The 17480-nt window shown below is 65.0% G+C and carries 19 protein-coding genes, 2 tRNA genes and 1 riboswitch; of the genes, 12 read left to right on the forward strand and 9 right to left on the reverse strand.

The window, feature by feature from the left end; genetic code table 11:
* Positions 1-248: hypothetical protein (locus E3O45_RS02190; RefSeq protein ID WP_194086936.1), on the reverse strand; the 248-nt coding region annotated here is incomplete at its 3' end.
* A gap of 43 nt (positions 249-291) precedes the next feature.
* Positions 292-401, forward strand: a riboswitch (TPP riboswitch).
* A gap of 33 nt (positions 402-434) precedes the next feature.
* On the opposite strand from E3O45_RS02190, the gene E3O45_RS02195 reads away from it, so the two are divergent.
* The 5 genes from E3O45_RS02195 (at position 435) to E3O45_RS02215 (ending at position 4259) form a co-directional block, all read left to right on the forward strand.
* The gene (locus E3O45_RS02195; protein WP_134441400.1) at positions 435-1073 is read left to right on the forward strand and encodes an ECF transporter S component; all 639 of its coding nucleotides are present in this window, start codon (positions 435-437) and stop codon (positions 1071-1073) included.
* 8 nt (positions 1074-1081) lie between these two features.
* Entirely contained in the window at positions 1082-2578 is a 1497-nt protein-coding gene (locus tag E3O45_RS02200; RefSeq protein WP_174843041.1) for an ABC transporter ATP-binding protein, read from the forward strand.
* Positions 2575-3357: an energy-coupling factor transporter transmembrane protein EcfT gene (locus tag E3O45_RS02205; protein ID WP_134441402.1), complete on the forward strand. Its 783-nt coding sequence runs from the start codon at positions 2575-2577 to the stop codon at positions 3355-3357. The genes E3O45_RS02200 and E3O45_RS02205 overlap by 4 nt, the downstream gene beginning before the upstream one ends.
* On the forward strand, positions 3344-3913 hold the full coding sequence (locus E3O45_RS02210; protein WP_241985183.1) for an AAA family ATPase: 570 nt from the start codon (positions 3344-3346) through the stop codon (positions 3911-3913). Before E3O45_RS02205 ends, E3O45_RS02210 begins: the two co-directional genes overlap by 14 nt.
* Positions 3914-3986: 73 nt before the next feature.
* Positions 3987-4259, forward strand: coding sequence for a hypothetical protein (locus tag E3O45_RS02215; RefSeq protein WP_134441403.1), 273 nt, complete (start codon positions 3987-3989; stop codon positions 4257-4259).
* Here E3O45_RS02215 and E3O45_RS02220 read toward each other — a convergent pair whose 3' ends face one another.
* The 4 genes from E3O45_RS02220 to orn form a co-directional block, all read right to left on the reverse strand.
* Positions 4260-5546 carry a hypothetical protein gene (locus tag E3O45_RS02220; protein WP_134441405.1) on the reverse strand — a complete coding sequence of 429 codons (1287 nt, stop codon included), beginning with the start codon at positions 5544-5546 and terminating at the stop codon, positions 4260-4262.
* Positions 5547-5570: 24 nt separating this feature from the next.
* Positions 5571-5921: a metallopeptidase family protein gene (locus tag E3O45_RS02225; RefSeq protein ID WP_092451908.1), complete on the reverse strand. Its 351-nt coding sequence runs from the start codon at positions 5919-5921 to the stop codon at positions 5571-5573.
* Between the two features lie 29 nt (positions 5922-5950).
* Positions 5951-6026, reverse strand: a tRNA-His gene (locus E3O45_RS02230).
* 44 nt (positions 6027-6070) lie between these two features.
* Positions 6071-6745, reverse strand: coding sequence for an oligoribonuclease (gene orn, locus E3O45_RS02235; RefSeq protein WP_134441409.1), 675 nt, complete (start codon positions 6743-6745; stop codon positions 6071-6073).
* Positions 6746-6827: 82 nt separating this feature from the next.
* Here orn and E3O45_RS02240 point away from each other — a divergent pair, with 82 nt between their 5' ends.
* From E3O45_RS02240 to E3O45_RS02265, 6 genes are all read left to right on the forward strand, one after another.
* Positions 6828-7088 (forward strand): thioredoxin, encoded by a 261-nt coding sequence (locus tag E3O45_RS02240; RefSeq protein WP_134441411.1) that lies wholly within the window; start codon positions 6828-6830, stop codon positions 7086-7088.
* A gap of 3 nt (positions 7089-7091) precedes the next feature.
* Positions 7092-8603 (forward strand): ABC transporter substrate-binding protein, encoded by a 1512-nt coding sequence (locus E3O45_RS02245; RefSeq protein WP_134441412.1) that lies wholly within the window; start codon positions 7092-7094, stop codon positions 8601-8603.
* Positions 8604-8681: 78 nt separating this feature from the next.
* Positions 8682-9629, forward strand: a complete 948-nt coding sequence (locus E3O45_RS02250; protein WP_134441414.1) for an ABC transporter permease — start codon at positions 8682-8684, stop codon at positions 9627-9629.
* A complete protein-coding gene (locus E3O45_RS02255; protein ID WP_134441415.1) occupies positions 9626-10483 on the forward strand; it encodes an ABC transporter permease in 858 nt (285 codons plus the stop codon). Before E3O45_RS02250 ends, E3O45_RS02255 begins: the two co-directional genes overlap by 4 nt.
* The gene (locus E3O45_RS02260) at positions 10480-12303 is read left to right on the forward strand and encodes an ABC transporter ATP-binding protein (protein ID WP_134441417.1); all 1824 of its coding nucleotides are present in this window, start codon (positions 10480-10482) and stop codon (positions 12301-12303) included. Before E3O45_RS02255 ends, E3O45_RS02260 begins: the two co-directional genes overlap by 4 nt.
* Before the next feature lie 72 nt (positions 12304-12375).
* Positions 12376-12451, forward strand: a tRNA-Arg gene (locus E3O45_RS02265).
* A gap of 90 nt (positions 12452-12541) precedes the next feature.
* Here E3O45_RS02265 and E3O45_RS02270 read toward each other — a convergent pair.
* Both E3O45_RS02270 and E3O45_RS02275 read right to left on the reverse strand, forming a co-directional pair.
* Positions 12542-14089 carry an HNH endonuclease signature motif containing protein gene (locus E3O45_RS02270; RefSeq protein ID WP_134441419.1) on the reverse strand — a complete coding sequence of 516 codons (1548 nt, stop codon included), beginning with the start codon at positions 14087-14089 and terminating at the stop codon, positions 12542-12544.
* 272 nt (positions 14090-14361) lie between these two features.
* Positions 14362-15237: a hypothetical protein gene (locus E3O45_RS02275; protein WP_134441421.1), complete on the reverse strand. Its 876-nt coding sequence runs from the start codon at positions 15235-15237 to the stop codon at positions 14362-14364.
* A gap of 224 nt (positions 15238-15461) precedes the next feature.
* On the opposite strand from E3O45_RS02275, the gene nadE reads away from it, so the two are divergent.
* Complete coding sequence (nadE, locus tag E3O45_RS02280; RefSeq protein ID WP_134441423.1) at positions 15462-16283, forward strand: ammonia-dependent NAD(+) synthetase; 822 nt, start codon at positions 15462-15464, stop codon at positions 16281-16283.
* 79 nt (positions 16284-16362) lie between these two features.
* On the opposite strand, the gene E3O45_RS02285 is transcribed toward nadE, so the two are convergent.
* Positions 16363-17127 carry a hypothetical protein gene (locus E3O45_RS02285; RefSeq protein ID WP_174843042.1) on the reverse strand — a complete coding sequence of 255 codons (765 nt, stop codon included), beginning with the start codon at positions 17125-17127 and terminating at the stop codon, positions 16363-16365.
* 101 nt (positions 17128-17228) lie between these two features.
* A complete protein-coding gene (locus E3O45_RS02290; protein WP_134441425.1) occupies positions 17229-17459 on the reverse strand; it encodes a hypothetical protein in 231 nt (76 codons plus the stop codon).
* Positions 17460-17480: the final 21 nt, after the last annotated feature.

Here is a 17480-nt window from a genome sequence, read left to right on the forward strand (position 1 = left end):
TAAGGTGGGCCCGGGCGAGTGTGGCGCAACCGCCGCGCGGCGCGCGGGCGACGCGGGCGACGCGGGCGACGCGGGCGACGCGCGAAGCGTCGCCGCGCCCAGCGCGGCACTCTTGGGCGCAGCCAGGCCGGAAAGTGCCAGGGGCCGCTCACCGGCAGACCCTGCGCAATTCGCCGCCGCCGTAGAACGAACCGGCGCATGAGCAGCAGGTACAGGGCCGCCAAAACGAGCAGAATGCCGATGCTCATGTCGTGATCCCCATGTCGTCAGTCTAAGCGGGGCACTATACTTGACCACGATCACGGGAGTCCGGTAAACCGGGCTGAGAGGAAGCTGACCAAGCTTCGACCGTCGAACCTGATCTGGATCATGCCAGCGCAGGGAGGCTTCTCAATCCCGTGCCCTGTATTCACCTACGGAAAGGGCACGAAACAGTGCACGCTACAACGAGTTCACTCAAGCAATCCGCTCCGGCGGGAGCCACGAAGCGCAACTTTCGCTGGCGCGTCGTCGACATCGTCGTTGCCAGCGTCATCGGCGTCGCGGGCGGTGTCATCTTCCTCGTCTGGAATCAGGCGAGCAACCCCCTGAGCGGTCTACTTTCGCCGCTGCTGCCGGGCCTATCGGCTCTCCTGGGCGGAGGCTGGCTGTTCGCTGGCGTGCTCGGCGGTCTCATCATTCGCAAACCCGGGGCCGCGCTGTACACGGAGCTCCTTGCCGCCGTCGTTTCCACGCTGATCGGCAACCAATGGGGACCACTGACTCTGGTGTCTGGCCTGGTGCAGGGTCTTGGCGCCGAGCTTGTCTTCGCTCTGTTCCTCTACACGAACTATCGTCTCTACGTCGTGTTGTTGGCGGGCGCTGGGGCCGGACTTGCCATGGCCATCAACGACCTGGTGCTGTGGTATCCCGGTTCAGCGAGCGCATTCGCGACGATTTATATCGTGAGCGCGATTATTTCGGGCGTCGTTATCGCCGGGCTCCTGTCCTGGTTCGCTGCGCGCGGCCTGGCTCGCACGGGCGCGCTCAACCGCTTCGCGGCGGGTCGCATCGCCGGTCGAACCGCGATCTAGGCGAGCGGATGCTGGTGGGCGCGACGCGGGGAGGCGCATCCGTCGACGCCCGCGACTGGGGTTGGCGCCATTCCGGTCGGCGGCGCTGGGCGGTGAGCGAGCTGTCCCTCCGCATCGAGCCTGGCGAGCGGATTCTCCTGCTCGGTGCATCCGGTTCGGGAAAATCGACGCTGCTGCATGCGCTGGCTGGCGTGCTCGGCGGCGACGAAGAGGGCGAGCAACGCGGTAGTCTGCGCGTGAACGGCACCGAGCCTGGCAACGCCAGGGGTCAGGTCGGCCTGGTCCTCCAGGACCCCGACTCGCAGGTAATTCTCGCTCGCGTCGGCGACGACGTCGCTTTCGGTTGCGAAAATATCGGCGTGCCGCGTGAGGAAATTTGGCGGCGCGTACAGGATGCCCTCGAGATGGTCGGCCTCGACGTCCCCGTTGGCCACCCGACGTCCGCCTTGTCAGGCGGCCAAAAACAGCGTCTTGCTCTCGCTGGAGTGTTGGCCATGCAGCCGGGTCTGCTGCTCCTCGATGAGCCGACGGCAAATCTCGATCCGGTCGGCGTGCGGGAGGTGCGCGAGTCCGTCGCCCGCGTTCTGGCACACACTGACTCGACGTTCATCGTTATTGAACATCGGGTTGAGATCTGGAAGGACCTCGTCGACCGGGTGATCGTTCTGGGTGCCGACGGGGGAGTCCTGGCCGACGGATCCCCGAGCGACGTTCTCCTCGCGCAGGGAGTTGCACTGACCGCCTCCGGCGTCTGGGTACCCGGTGTGCCACACACGCTTCCCGTAAGGCCTCCGCGAGAGACCGGTCAGCCAACGCTCTTGTCGACCAGTTCTCTCGCGATTGCGCGCACTCGGGATTGTGTGGTTGCCGAAAATATCGACCTTGAGGTGCCGGAGGCCTGTGCTCTGCTCATCACCGGACCCAACGGAGCCGGCAAGTCCACCCTCGCGCTCACCCTGGCGGGGCTCCTGCGCCCCGCCGCCGGGCGGGTCGTCGCCAGCAGCGCTCTCGCCGCTGGCGCAGGCAGCGACCCGATCCGCTGGAAATCGCGCCAGCTTCTGAGTCGAGTGGGCACCGTCTTTCAAGACCCGGAACACCAGTTCGTCGCTGGCACCGTGCGCGCCGAACTGGCCGTCGGACCGCGAGCCCTCGGTCTGTCGGACGCGCTGCTGCACCGGCGCGTCGACGGTCTGCTGGATCGCCTTCGCCTGGACCACCTGGCCGAGGCCAACCCATTCACCCTGTCCGGTGGCGAGAAACGACGTCTGTCGGTCGCCACAGTGCTGGCCACCCAACCCCGACTTCTGGTGCTGGACGAACCCACGTTCGGTCAGGATTTTCGCACCTGGCAGGAGATCGTTTCGCTGCTGCGTGACCTCCTGGACGCGGGCACCGCCATCGTCGCGGTCTCCCACGACACAGACTTCGTTGCCGCCGTCGCTGATCGGGAATTTCGAGTCGAGGGCCGCGGCTCCAAGTACGATCTCAGCGCGGTTCTGCCATGAGTGTCTTGACACCCACGCGGGGAGTGCGAGCGATCGACCGGATCAATCCGGTCGCGAAACTCGCTGCCGCGCTCCTGCTCGCCGCAGTCCTGGTGCTGACCATCGATTGGGTATCCGCCGCCGTCGCCCTGGCCTGCGAAATGCTGCTCTTTCTGTGGGCTGGGCTTACTCTTCGAGTCTTCTTGTGGCGAACCGCGCTGGTCTGGCTGGCTGCACCGTCCACTGGAATCACGACGCTGCTGTATGGTCAGGCCTCCGGTCAGGAATATTGGTCATTCGGACTCATCCAGGTAACCGATGGCTCAATTGATCTGGCCCTCGCCACGACCCTGCGGGTGCTCGCGATCGGGCTGCCTGCCGTCGTCCTGTTCATCACCGTCGATCCCACCGATCTCGCCGACGGGCTGGGACAGGTCGTGCACTTGCCCGCCCGGTTCGTGCTCGGCGGACTTGCGGCGCTGCGGATGGTCGGGCTGTTCATCGAGGACTGGCGTGCCCTGGGACTTGCCCGCCGGGCACGCGGGGTAGCGGATGGCGCGGTGCTGCGCCGCCTGGGCAACCAGACCTTCGCGCTCCTGGTGTTGTCCATTCGGCGGGGCAGTAAACTCGCCACCGCCATGGAAGCGCGTGGCTTCGGCGCTCCCATCCAACGCACCTGGGCTCGGAGTTCAACGTTCGGCCTGCGGGAATGGTCACTCATCGGGATCGGGCTGATGATCGCCGTTTTGGCCGTCGTGATCTCGGTATCCACGGGAAACTGGAACTTTGTCTTCGCTTGATTCTCTGCGCGCCACGACCCTGCTGGCGCCGGTGTTCCAGGCCGTCACCGCGGCCGGGCCGAACCCGGTGGTGCTCATCGATGGGCCGAGTGGCGCGGGCAAGAGCACCCTCGCCGACGCCCTCGTGGCAGAGTGGCCGGGCAGTCAAACCCCGCAGCTTGTGCGGATGGACGATATCTACCCCGGCTGGGATGGCCTCGACGCGGCCATCGACCACCTGCGCCGGTACCTTCTCGAACCCCGACGCACCGGGCGGCCGGCGGCCTGGCAGCGCTACGACTGGAGCGCGAATCAGCGAGCCGAGTGGCATCCGCTGACTAAAGAACGACCACTGATCGTTGAGGGTTGCGGAACGCTCGCGGCCGCGCATGAGCCGCTCAGCGACGTGCGCGTGTGGCTGGCCGCCGACGACGACCTGCGCAAACAACGAGCGCTCGACCGCGATGGAGAGGCGTTTCGAATGCACTGGGACCAGTGGCAGGACGAATGGACGGCCTACCTCACGCAGGAGGCACCCGAACGTCGTGCCACCGTGCGCCTGCGTGCGGGCGGGTAGGCGACGAGAGCGGGCGACACGCGCCAGCGAGCCCACCGGGTAACCCGGGGCGCACAGGACTAGATTAACTGCCATGAATACCTTCGACCGTGACGATGCCGGCGCCCCCACCCTGTATATCGCCGAGTTCATCGACGGCCCGCTCGAGGGTCAGATCGATTCCCGGGCCCTTGTGCGCGGCAAACACGCGCCCCGCATCAGCATGGTGGCCGCCGTCGCCGGACTGGAGTCGGTGTTCTGGTACGACGAGGTCGACGAACGAGACGTCAACGGGCAACGCCGCGTGCGCTACTCCTTCGACAAGGGCGAGAGTGATCCGATCGACACCGAGGTGGAGCCGATCTAACTACTGATCGAGCAGCGCCGTGATCATCACGATCGGGTGCAGCAACCGCCACCCCAGCCCCGGATTGTTGATCGCCTGGTCGAGTTTCAGCGCGGCCGAGAGTTCCTCCCCGGCCACGGTGAGCTGCACCTCTCCGACGTTCGCGCCGGTGCGCGCGGTGGCGAAATCCTTGAGTGTGACCGTGGCAGCCTCCGGCGTGGCGGCCTGCCAGGCATAACGGGTGCGGGAGACGCCGACCACGGCGGAAGCCTCGTCACCCCAGGCCGATTCGAACGTCGCGTACTCGTCGCCGGCGGCCAGTACCGGCAGCGGACCGACTCCAGCGCGGGCGCTCTCCATCAGGGCGGTGAGGTCCGCGGTGAGCGCATCGTAGGTCGGTTCGCCGATGAAAGCGCCCGAGAACGTGAAGCTCGACGCGCCGTCGCTGACCTCGGCGGTGAACAGAAAACAGACGCCGGCGGCATCCGTGTAGCTGCGCGAAATACCGGTGATGCCCTCCTCGGGCAGAAATGAAGTGGTGTTCTCGACACCGCGACGGTCCGCCAAAGCGGATGCTGGGCGTTCCAGGATCGAAGAGACGATCGGGTCGGTCGCGGCGAGACCCGCGAGGCGAGCCAGATCGGTAGCGGTCCCAGCGCTGCCATCGCCGAGGCCGGTAGCGTCGACAACGGCGGAGCCGGTCAGCCCGTTGTCGGCGAGCCAGGCGTTGGCGGCTTCAACGTAGGCGTCGAGGGAGCCGAAAGCCCAGCGCGCCACACTGTCGGCGTGGTTGTTGCTCGAGCCCAGCAGCAGTGCCTGCAATAATTCCAGCTCGGTCCACTGCTCGTCGGCGAAGACCGTGACCGAGCGGGCACCGACCTGGTCGTAGTCCAGATAACTCTGAAAGTCGGCGGCAGTCAAAGTCACCACGGGGCCGGATTCCCCGTCCGCGATCGGCTTGGCATCGAGAACGACGAGGGCGGTGACAACCTTGGCGATGGATGCCATCGGCAGTGCTTCCGCCGTTCCGGCGACGGCGATCGGCTCCGCAGCTTGCGAAACGGTACCGGTCGACGTGGTGCCTGAGGCATCACTCGTCGTCGCGGCGAGCACGGCGATGGCGCTCGCGCCATTGGCGGAGAGTACCGGGGGAGTGGGGGCGAAGGCACCGGCGGCGGGCGTGACGGTGGTCGCGGCCACGGCGGGTAGCGGACCGAGAAGCATCGCGGGACCGTAGACACCAAGGCTGAGAATCACGACGGTTCCGACCAGAATTCCGATCAGACGGCCAGGACGGAAGGAGCTCATTCTGCAAGGCTAGACCGCTTGCGGTCAGCTCCAGCCGAGCTCATGCAGCCTGTCGTCATCAATGCCATAAAAATGGGCGATTTCGTGCACGAGTGTGATGTGAACTTCGTCGTGCAGGTCGTCGAGTGTCGTACAGATAGCGAGTAGCGGCTCCCGATACAGCACGATGCGATCGGGCATCTCCCCGAAGCCGTACTGGCCGCGTTCGGTCAGCGCCACGCCGTCGTAGAGGCCGAGGGTGTCCAGGGTGCCGTTCTCGGGCCGGTCCTCGACCACGAAAATAATATTGTCGAGACCATCAACCATGTCATCGGGCAGCAGATCTAGCTCGCCGACAACGAGGGCTTCGAATTCGGACGCGTCCAGCTCTAGCATCACTGACCAAATCGTGAACGGTGAATCATTGGGGTGAGTAACGGGGATTGAACCCGCGACCTCCTGGACCACAACCAGGCGCTCTGCCAACTGAGCTATACCCACCATGCGTCCCCACGTCTACAACGCGGGGCAACTCAGCAATCCTATTACACCTCGGAGGTGAATAAGTGCACAACCTCCGCGGCCTGCGACTTGGCTTCGTCACTCGAGGGCCCTGGGTCGGCCACAAACACCGTCTGGCGGTAGTACGCGAGTTCGCGAATCGACTCGAGAATGTCGGCCAGGGCACGGTGGCCGCCGTCCTTGGCTGGGGCGTTGAAGTAAACGCGTGGGTACCAGCGTCGGGCCAACTCTTTGATCGACGACACGTCGACATTGCGATAGTGCAGCTGGTTGTCGAGGCGCGGCATGTAGCGGGTGAGGAAGGCACGGTCGGTGCCGATGGAGTTGCCGGCCAGAGGTGCCTTTTGTTCGGCCGGAATGAACTTCAAGACATACTCGAGTACCTGGTACTCGGCCTCGGCCGCGCTGATCCCGTTCGGAATCTCGGTGATCAGCCCCGAGGATGTGTGCATGTTGCGCACGAAATCGCCCATGTTTTCGAGGGCAGAGTCGTTGGGCTTGATGATGAGGTCAAGACCGGGGTCGAGCACATTGAGGTCGTAGTCGGTGATGACGACGGCGATCTCGACGAGCTCGTCGCGGTCCAGGTCCAGCCCGGTCATCTCGCAGTCGATCCAGACCAGGCGGTCGGGGCTCTTCGAGGTCGGGGAGGCGGTCGGGGCGGGCGTCGGTGCTGTATCCGTCGTGCTGTTCGTCATGCCTTGAGTCTACCGGTGGCCCCCGACAGGGCCTGTAAACTTGAAAACACTGTTCGTTTGCGCGTGATCTGCGAGGCCCCTGATGGAATTCACCCTGTATTCGTCGTCATTCTGCGAGCCGTGCATGCAGACGCGTGCCGTGCTGGCCGAGGCGAAGCGGCTCGTTCCCGGTTCGACCGTGCGTGAGATTGATGTTGCCGGTGCACCAGAGCAAGCCGAAGCCCTGCTCATTCGCAATACCCCGACCGTCGTCATTACCAACAGCGAAGGTGCCGAGGTCTTTCGTGCGGCCGGCGTACCGACTCTGGCCCAGGTTCTCGTTGCCGCGGCCAAAGCCCTCTGAGTGATGAGAGCCCCCACCCGGCGCACGATTCTCGCCAGCATCACGGGTACGCTGATCGCGTCGCTGGCCCTGGTCGGGTGTTCCGCCGGAACCGCGTCCACGGACGGTGGGCCGGACACGAAGTTGACCGTTGGTCTGCTCGCTACGCCGGGCAACCTCGACTACACCACGACCGCCGGTGCGGCCATTCCGCAGGCGCTTCTCTATAACGTCTACGAGGGCCTCGTGAAACTCGACAACGAGGGCACGATCATTCCCCTGCTCGCCGAGTCCTGGACGGTCAGTGATGACGGCCTGGTTTACGATTTTGTCCTGAACGAGGGCGTGACCTTCTCGGACGGCTCCCCGTTCACCGCCGACAGCGTCAAGTTCAGCCTTGAACGCGTGAAAGACAACTGGACCGCGAACGGGCCGGCCTACCTCGATCCGATTGCCGGCATCGAGGCCGTCACTGACACCGAGGCTCGAATCACTCTGTCGACACCGAGCAACGGCTGGCTTTTCAATATGACCGGCCCGGTCGGCACCATGTTCACCGAAGCCGGCATTACCGACCTGGCTACAGCCCCCGTCGGAACCGGGCCCTACACGGTCAGCTCCTTCAAAACCGGCGACAGCCTGGTCCTGGCCGCCAACGCTGACTACTGGGGAGCGGCGCCGTACCTGACCGATGTCACACTGCGCTACTTCACCGATGCGACCGCGCAGACCAACGCCTTGCTTAGCGGTGACATCAACCTCATTTCGGGCATCTCGCAGTTTCAACTGGTTGATCAGCTCAAATCAAACTCTGACTACCAGGTGCTCGAGGGCGCCAGCACCGGTGAAGTCACCCTGTCGATGAACAATTCCAGCGATGCGTTTAGCGATGTTCGGGTGCGGCAGGCCGTCATGTACGCCATCGACCGGCAGGCGGTCATGGACACGGTGAGTAGCGGCTACGGTCTGCTGATCGGCTCGATGGTACCGCCGACCGACCCCTGGTACGACGCCAGCCTCGCTGACCTCTACCCCTACGATCCCGCCCGGGCCATCGAGCTTCTCACCGAGGCAGGCATGAGCGACCTGACCGTCGCGTTCAAGATTCCGAACCTGCCCTACGCCGTGGCTGGCGCGCAGGTAGTCAAGGCCCAGCTCGCCGAAGTCGGCATCACCGCCGAGGTGACCCCACTCGAATTTCCGGCGGTGTGGCTCGACGAGGTGTTCGCCGACCACGATTACGACCTGTCGCTCATCATGCACAGCGAGCCACGGGACGTCAGCGTCTTCGCCGCCCCCAGCTATTACGCCGGCTATGATTCGCCCGCGGTGATGGCAAAATTCGCTGAAGCGGATGCCGCCGACCCGGCCGTTTATGTGGAACTCATGAAGGAGGCGACGCGCACGATGGCGGAGGACGCATCCGCTAATTGGCTGTATCTGCAGCCGGCGATTTCGCTGGCCGACGCCGATCTGAGAGGTGTGCCGAAGAATACGCCGAGCCTCGCGCTGGACCTGTCGACCATCGCCCGGTAACGGACGAAGCCGTTCACCCCTACGGTTGATGTCGAGCGGATGGCGCATTCGTTTCACGCGCTTTCGAGAAAGTCTGCAATGTTTCTGGTGATTCTGCGTCGCATCGGTGTCTTCGCGACGACGGGCATCGTGGCGTCGATCGTGACCTTTCTGCTGCTGGCTATTCTGCCCGGCAACGCGGTGCGCATCGCCCTGGGCGTGCAAGCCACCGAAGCGGATGTTGCGGCGCAGGCCACAGCGATCGGGCTCGACCGCCCAGCGGTTGTGCGTTACCTGGACTGGATCGGGCACGTGCTCGTCGGCGATTTCGGTACCTCCACCGTGTCGCGTCAGCCGATCGGCCCCGACATAGCGGATGCCCTCGGCATCACGGTGATCCTTGTGCACACCAGTGTCGTTCTGGCGCTGTTGTTCGCGATTCCGTTTGGAATTTTGACCGCGGTCCGGCAGCGGAGGCCGGACGGCGCGATTTTTTCGGGCATCAGCCAGATCGGTGTTGCCGTGCCCGGGTTTCTGGCCGGGCTTCTGCTGGTCACCGTCTTCGCCGTGACGCTGCGCTGGCTTCCGGCGGGCGGCTGGGTTGATCCGGCGGACGATTTCAGTGGCTTCATCGAGCACCTGATTTTGCCGGCGATCGCCCTCGGCAGTGTGCAGGGCGCCGTGCTCAGCCGTTATGTGCGATCGGCGGTTCTCGACGTCATGCGCGACGACTTTATGCGCACGGCAAGGGCCAAGGGCCTCGGAACAGCGCGCGCCCTCTTTCGGCACGGGCTTCGCAACGCGGCCGTTCCGGTGATGACCGTGCTTGGCCTGCAGATCGCCACCCTGCTGATTGGTGCCGTGGTGATCGAGCGGGTGTTCAGCATTCCCGGCCTGGGCAGCCTGCTGCTCGACAAGGTCGCCCTGCGCGACCTGCCCGCAGTGCAGGGCATCGTGCTGGTGCTCGTCGTGTTCGTGCTGGTGCTGAACTTTCTCGTCGACCTGGCCTTCACTGTGATCGATCCGCGACTGCGGAGCGCGTCATGACCGCCAGCAGGCCCGCGAAATCCTCTCGTCGTGCGGTTCGTGGTGGTGACGCAACGCTCCGGGTCGGCCTCGTGCTGATCGGTCTCGTCGTGCTGGCCGCCGTCGTGTCTCTGTGGTGGACGCCGTTCGACCCGGAAGGGGTCTTCTCGGACTCGATCCTGCTGCCGCCCGGCGCGGAACACCTTCTCGGCACCGACAACTTCGGGCGTGATGTCTTCAGTTCCCTCCTGCGCGGCGCTCAGATCTCCCTGCTCGTGGGCACCGTCGCCGTTTCAATCGCGGCCGTGCTCGGCGTGCCGTTCGGCATCGTGGCCGGCATGAATCCGGGCCGGCTGGACCAATTCCTGATGCGCGGCAACGACATTTCCCTGGCTTTCCCGGCCCTGTTGCTTGCGATCATTTTCGGTGCCATTTACGGCGCCGGAACGGTCACCGCGATGGTCGCGCTCGGCATCGGCACGGCACCCGCGTTCGCCCTCATCTCCCGCAGCGGAACCCGGCAGATCATGAGCCGCGAATACGTGCTGGCCGCGCGCGCCGCGGGCAAGAACGGCCTGTTCATCGGGGTGCGGCACGTTCTGCCCAATATCAGCGGCATGCTCATCGTGCAGGCCTCGGTCTCGTTCGGCATCGCGGTGCTCGCCGAGGCCGCGTTGTCCTACCTCGGGCTCGGCACGCCCCCACCCACGCCCTCGTGGGGCCGCATGCTGCAGGATGCCCAGGGCTACCTGTTCATCGAACCGTTGCTCATCGTCTGGCCGGGGATCGCTATCGCCATCGCGGTGCTGGGCTTCAACCTGCTCGGTGACGGTCTGCGCGATCGCTTCGACCCGCGCATGCAGGTGAAACGGTGACCGCGCCCGCCCTCAGCGTGACCGACCTGCGGGTCAGTTCGCCCTTCACTGAGCTGTTGCATGGCATCAGCTTTGATATCGCCGCCGGCGAACGGGTCGGCCTGATCGGGGAATCCGGGTCGGGAAAGTCGCTCGCCGCGACATCCGTTATGGGACTGCTGCCCGATACCCTCACGGCCACCGGTTCGGTGCGCCTGGGCGGCGTCGATGCCAACCTGCTCACGGCTGGCGAGCGCCGCCTGAACCAGGTGCGCGGCAACACCATGGCCATGGTCTTTCAGGAGCCGATGACCGCCCTGAATCCGCTCATGCGGGTCGGAGCTCAAATCGCTGAAATCATGACGGTGCACCGCACCCAACCCAGTCGGCGACAGGCCCAGGACCGTGCCGCCCTGCTGCTGGCCCAGGTCAAGCTGCCCGACCCGGCCCAGGCGGCTCTCGCCTTTCCGCATCAGCTCTCCGGTGGTCAGCGCCAGCGGGTTTTGCTCGCCATGGCCATGGCGAACGACCCGCAGCTACTGCTCTGCGATGAACCAACCACGGCCCTCGACGTCACCGTGCAGGCCGAGGTGCTTGGACTCATCGGGGGCCTGGTGGCCGACCGGGGGTCCTCCCTACTCCTGATCACCCACGATATAGCCGTGGTCGCGCAGGTCTGCCAGCGGGTGCTCGTGATGCACCGGGGGACGATCGTCGAGGAGGGGCCGGTGGGGCAGGTGTTGGCCGCGCCGCAGCATCCGTATACGAAGAATCTCATTGCGGCCGCCGATCTCTCCGCGGTCGACGACCGAGGCCGACTGCGCACGCGCACGCCCGCGCCCACGCCCACGCCCACGTCCGCGCCCCGGACACGAATCGCACCCAGCCGAATCGCACCCAGCCGAATCGCACCCAGCCGAACCGCACCCAGCCGAACCGAAGCGGATGCCGCGCCGCCGGCGATCCCGCCGCCGCACCGCGCCGCCCACCAGCGCCTCGAACCCGGAGGCCCTCCAATAATCTTCAACGAGGTGGCTGGCGAACCCGCCATTTCGGTGCGCAACCTGAGCCGGCAGTATCGGCGGAACGGCGGCCGTCTGCTCGCCCCGAAACAGATCGTGCACGGCCTACGCGACCTGTCCTTTGACGTGGCCGAGGGGCAACGGCTGGGCATCGTCGGCGAATCAGGGTCCGGCAAGTCCACCCTGATGCGCATCCTGTGCGCCCTCGACCAGCCCAGTTCCGGCACGGTCGACGTGCTCGGTCAACCGCTCGGGGGAACCTCTGAACGGCAACTACGCGAGTTTCGCAGGCAGGTGCAGATGGTGTTCCAGGACCCGATGGGGTCGCTGGATCCGCGCATGAAGGTGCGCGACATCGTCGCCGAACCCCTGCAGCACGTCGGTCGGGCCGAGGCTCGAGCCCGGGTTCAAGCCCAGCTGGCCGCGGTCGGACTCGACGCCGACGTGATGGACCGGCATCCGCACCAATTCTCCGGAGGCCAGCGACAACGAATTTCCATCGCACGAGCGCTCATCACGAGGCCGCGGGTTCTGGTCGCCGACGAAGCGGTCAACGCCCTGGACGTATCGGTCCGGGCCCAGGTGTTGAACCTGCTCGCCGAACTCGTCGACCAGTACCGGCTCACGCTCGTGTTCGTCTCGCACGATCTCGGCGTCGTCCGCCACCTGTGCGATACCGTGGCCGTCATCTCCGACGGACGTATCGTCGAGTGCGGCCCCACCGGCGATGTCTACGAGCGGCCCCTGCACCCCTACACCCGAAAGCTGATCAGCGCGACACCGTCGATGCCCGACCTGGTCCGGCGCCGCGCCACCTGACCTGGCAGGCTTCGTCGACCTGAGCGCTTCGGCGACCGACCGCGCTCGCGACCTGTAACCTTGTACAGTACCGCCCCCGTAGCTCAGTGGATAGAGCACCGGCCTTCTAATCCGATTGTCGTAGGTTCGATTCCTACCGGGGGCACCAGTAATGCAGAAGGCCGCGACTCGCCGTTTTGCTCGAGGTGAGCCCGGTCGAACTCAAAGATGAACACAATTCCGGCCGCGCTTGATGGTCTTAGGTGCACCAGGGTGGTTCGGGGCTGGGGATGTTGGCGCGGTGGCTGTGGGCGGGGCGCCAGGTTTGGGTGGGGTCCCAGAGTAGGGGTCCGCGTACTTGGGGTCGGCTGTTGATCATGCGGATTTTCCATCCGCTGGTGTCGATGGTGTGGTGGTGGAACCAGCAGAGAAGGACACCGTTGTCGATGTCGGTGCGGCCGTTTTGTTGCCAGGGGAGTACGTGGTGGACTTCGGTCCAGCGGGCGGGGATGGTGCAGCCGGGGATGATGCAGCCTCCGTCGCGGGCGGCGATGGCGGCGCGTTGTTTGGGGGTGAAGCAGCGGGCTTTGTCGCCGAGGTAGCGGACGTCGCCGTTGTCGCCGAAGATGATTTTTTGGGCGCCGCCGGAGCAGATGGTCTCTTTCACCCGGCGCATGCTGACGGGGGCTTCGACGCCGTCGATCCAGCCGACGCCGCGGCCTGCGTTGAGGTCGGTGGCGTTGACGTGGATCATAACGATGGGGGCGGCGCCGCCCATGGTCGGGGTCTTGGGGTCGCGCGCGGCCGCCTGGAAGACGTCGCGGAGGATGTCGGCACGTTTCTCGCCCGCGGTGCGGCGGTCCCCATCGAAGCGGGTGTCGCCGTTGTACTGGTCAGAACTGAACGGGTCGGCGCTGAACCGCTCAGTCTCCGTGTTGCTGCCATCGAGGCCGTCCAGCTCGGCGCTGCCGTCAAGGGATTCAGTGGGCACGAACATCGGGGTGCGCGACCGGGCGGACAGATAGGTGTCGAAGAGGGTGTCCATGATGCCGCGCAGCTCCGGGGTGACCTCGGCGCGCAGCGGGTACAACCCATTACGGAGCAGCCCGAACGTCAGCGTGCTGTTGGCCTCGGTCACGTCGTCGCTGGGGGCGGTGCCGTCGGGGTCGAGGCGGGCCTGCCATTCCAACGCTTGCGCGCGGAGCACGTCGGGCGTGAAGCGGATGCCCACGCCGGGGAGCCCCACGGTTTCCGGGGTGATGGCCCCGGTGGCGGTGGCGACGAGGGCGCGCTCAACCCGGTCGAGGTCGCCCGGCAGGACCTTTCCCTGCAGAGCGGTGAGGGTGCTGGCGATGATCTCCGCCGATTCCATGCCGAGTTCCCCGCTGGTCAGGCCGTCGGCGATGACCGGGTACCGGGCCGGAACGGGCAGGCCCAGCGGGGTACGTTCCACCGCGGTCTCACCGAGCTTCAGGCGCCGTTTGGCTTCGCGGCCCGAGATGCAGACGAGTTGGGTGATGAACTCGACCCGGTTGCGGCATCCGTTTCGGTACGCCAGCGAGCCACTGCCAAGGTCGATCTCGGCGCGCACGCCGATGTCGGTGGTGGCGCGTAGCCTGACCCCATCGACCTTGCGGCCGAGCCCCTCCAACGCCGCGAGAACCGCAACAGCTTCAGCATCGTCGAGGTGACCGAACCGCACATCGTCAAACGCTGCCGCCAGAATGGCACCGGCCTGAGCCACAGCTTCAACGCGAGAACCCTGCGGCATCGAGCCGGCTGCGGCGGGCGGGGCGGTGAGGGTCATGGCGTCGGTGCCTCCTTCACTCACAATTATAACCCGAATCGTCCCTAAATACGAGCAAATCTCAAGATTATTCTGACTCAAGTTCAGAAGTTTCTTCCCACCGGCGCGAGCGAGTGAACGGCTGCTTCACGAGCGCCGAAGTAACCGTTCACCCGCTCTCGCGAGGACGAAGCAGATGGTTCTGCCGCGCGCTCTCCACAAGACCTCCATGGAGGCGCTCAGAGATACCCGCCCGGTCATCGTCGGGGCCTTGGTGCTCTGCATCGAACGGGTTAGGCGATGACGTCGAGGCCCTGGTCGGTGTACAGCTGGATATTTGAGTTCGTACCGATGACCTGATCGTCACTGTCCAGGCCGAATCCCAGAACGGTGTTCCCGGTCATGATGAGGAACGAATTTTCCGCTCCGTCGAAGAACTCGGGGTTGGATGCGCGCAGAGCATCTGCGCTCTGGACGGGGTCGGCCGCGAGCACCAGCGCGACAATCTGAGCATCCGTCGCAACGAACGTGCTCGTTGAGCTGAATCTGAAGATTAGATTCGGCTCGCCTCCGTCTGGCTCTTCGGCGTACACCCGATCCAGACGTACGACGGTGCTCGACGCGCGGGCGCCTCCGTCGCGAGCAAGCCGGGCCAGCAGAATGTCAGTGACGACGAAGGCTGCCGTGCCGAGCACGGCACCGTCGTCATCGATCGCATTCTGAAACTTGGGTTGCCAATCGGTGGTGATGTAATCGGAATTCGCCGCAAACCACTCGGCCGGGGCGATGCCGTAGTTGTCCAGCCGGCTGCTGTCCAGAACCTCTTTGGTGAGAATACGCAGGGCGACCGGCAGGGCCTCCACGGCGTCGTCCTCGGTGAAGCCGAATTCGGCAAGGGTCTCGAAGTCGGTCTTGGTGAAGTCGTAGACGGCTGCCTCAGAGGTGGGGCTGATCGTGGTGTGGCAGTAGGTGCCGAACTCGACGGTCACATCTTCGAGGCCGACCACGTCGCCGTAGTCCAGGGCGAGTTCGGAACTGCAGCCTGCGGGCGGGGCGGCAGTCGGCTGCGCGGCAGTCGGCTGCGCGGTCTGCTCAGCAGGCGTGGTATCAACTTCGTCGTTCGTGACGGCGGCGCACCCGCCGAGTCCGGCCAAGAGAATACCGGACACAGCGATTGCCAGTGCAGACCGGCTGATTCCGTGAACCGTTCTGCCGGATCGCGCTTCGCTGAACTCCTCGTGCATGCTGTACTTATTCTTAACTATCATTCTTGCGTCCCCCGAGCGGTCTTTGTCCTACCGTGCGGGAAAATTTCGCCACGATTCGCCGGTACCCCGGTGCTGATCTCGAGGGAGGCGGCAGCGCAAATTCTCGAGGATTGCTAGATTTAAGTATGCGAGAACTCCAGGCGCGAATCATCGCGGAACTCAACGTCTCACCCATCATCGACCCGGCCGCCGAGATTGGCCGCCGGGTGAAATTTCTCAAGGACTACCTCAAGCGCACCGGCGCTGCGGGCCTGGCGCTCGGCATCAGCGGCGGCCAGGACTCCACCCTGGCCGGGCGGTTGTGTGCGCTCGCCATCGATGAACTCGTCGCCGAGGGGCATCCGGCCACCTTTGTCGCTGTGCGCCTGCCCTACGCGGTGCAGCGCGATGAAGCGGATGCGCAACTCGCGTTGGAATTCATCCGCCCAAAATCGCAGGCCGTCTTCAATATCGAACTCGCCGTCGAGGGTTTCGAAACCGAGTTTCTCGCAAGCCTCGACGTGGCGATGACCGACTTCACCAAGGGGAATGTCAAAGCGCGCTCCCGCATGATCGCGCAGTATGCGCTCGCCGGCCAGCTCGGCCTGCTCGTGGTCGGGACCGACCATGCTGCCGAGGCGGTCACCGGATTCTTCACCAAGTACGGCGACGGCGGCACCGACATTCTTCCGCTGACCGGCCTGACCAAGCGCCAGGGCCGCGCCCTGTTAGTGGAGCTCGGCGCCCCCGAACAGCTCTATCTGAAGGACCCGACCGCTGATCTGCTCGATCACACGCCCGGCCAGACCGACGAAGCCAATCTGGGGCTGCAGTACGAGCACATCGACGATTTTCTCGAGGGGCTTCCGGTCGAGGACGAAGTGGCCGAGGCAATCGAATCACGCTTCCTGAGCACGGAGCATAAGCGGCGAGTGCCAGCTTCGCTGTTTGACGAGTGGTGGCAGTAAGCGCCCCAGCGCGACGAAAAAACGAGCCGGCCAGTGCTGCGAGAGCGCCGACCGGCTCGTTCAGGTGGTGCTGATTGACCTAGGTGGTCGGTGCGGAGGACGAACGAGTGAGCGGGTCTGTGCTGCGCACCTCGAGCTTGTTCACGTCGTCGAGCAGACGCTGGGTCTCCGTTGATGCGTCGGCCGCAGCCGCCGTCGAAGTGGCTGCCGGCGCACGGTTGACCGCCGCAGGAGTGAGCGGTGCCGCTCGCACTGGTGCGGGGGCGGACTCTGCCGCACTGTGCTGGTCGTGGTGCTGCTGGGCAACCCAGGCTTCCTGCTCGGCCAGCAGGTTCTTCTCGGCGCCGGAATTCTGGGCCTTCCAACGATCGAGATCGCCCTGGAAGATTTTGCGGGCACGCCCGGGCTTGTTCTGCCACTCCACCAGGCGATCGCGAAACTCGACCAGGGCCGGTTCCAGCTGGTACCCGAATGTGGCCGAGGTGCGCTTGAGCTCATACAACTCGTGGGCGGCCCAGTTCGCGGCGATGCCCGAACCGCGGATCGGCAGCAGTCGAACCTGAATGTCGGCCTGTCCGACGGCCCGGTCGCTCATGACCTGTTCCTGCGGGGTCAGTGAATTCCAAACGGATGCCTCGGTGGCGGCATCGACGAGAGAGGCGATCGCGGCCACCTTGATCTCCCGATCCCGCTGAGTGAGGAGCCGCTTGACGGCCCCCCGGGAGATCAACGCCGCCAGCACGCTGGCGATGACAATCGCACCAATGAAGACGATTGCACTGAAAACCACTGGTTCTGTGCTGACGTCTGTGAGCCAGGTTACGAAGCTATTCCACCATTCCATGTCGAGGATTTTATCCGCGCAGTTTCTGTTATGCGGGACCAGCCTCGGCGTGCCCCCACGCAATTGGAACCAATGGGTGCAGCGCGGCACCTATTAGGGCACTAGCGGAAACAATCGATGGCGTCTTCGATGCGGCAGAACACACCGAGATCGCGCGTGCGCGTGGCGAAGACTATTCTGCGGGCGCTGTACCGGTCGCCGTCGATGCCGGCGTGGCATTCGAGATAGCCGATGACAGCGCCAAGGGGGTCGACGACGCGCCACAGTCCCTCGCGCACGGGGATGAAGTCACGGCCACGAATGCGGGGGATCGGTGCGATGAGAGTGGTCATGATTGCTCCTTCTGCTTCGGC

The organism is Cryobacterium sp. TMS1-20-1 (assembly GCF_004402355.1).
GTDB classification, from domain to species: Bacteria; Actinomycetota; Actinomycetes; order Actinomycetales; family Microbacteriaceae; genus Cryobacterium; species Cryobacterium levicorallinum.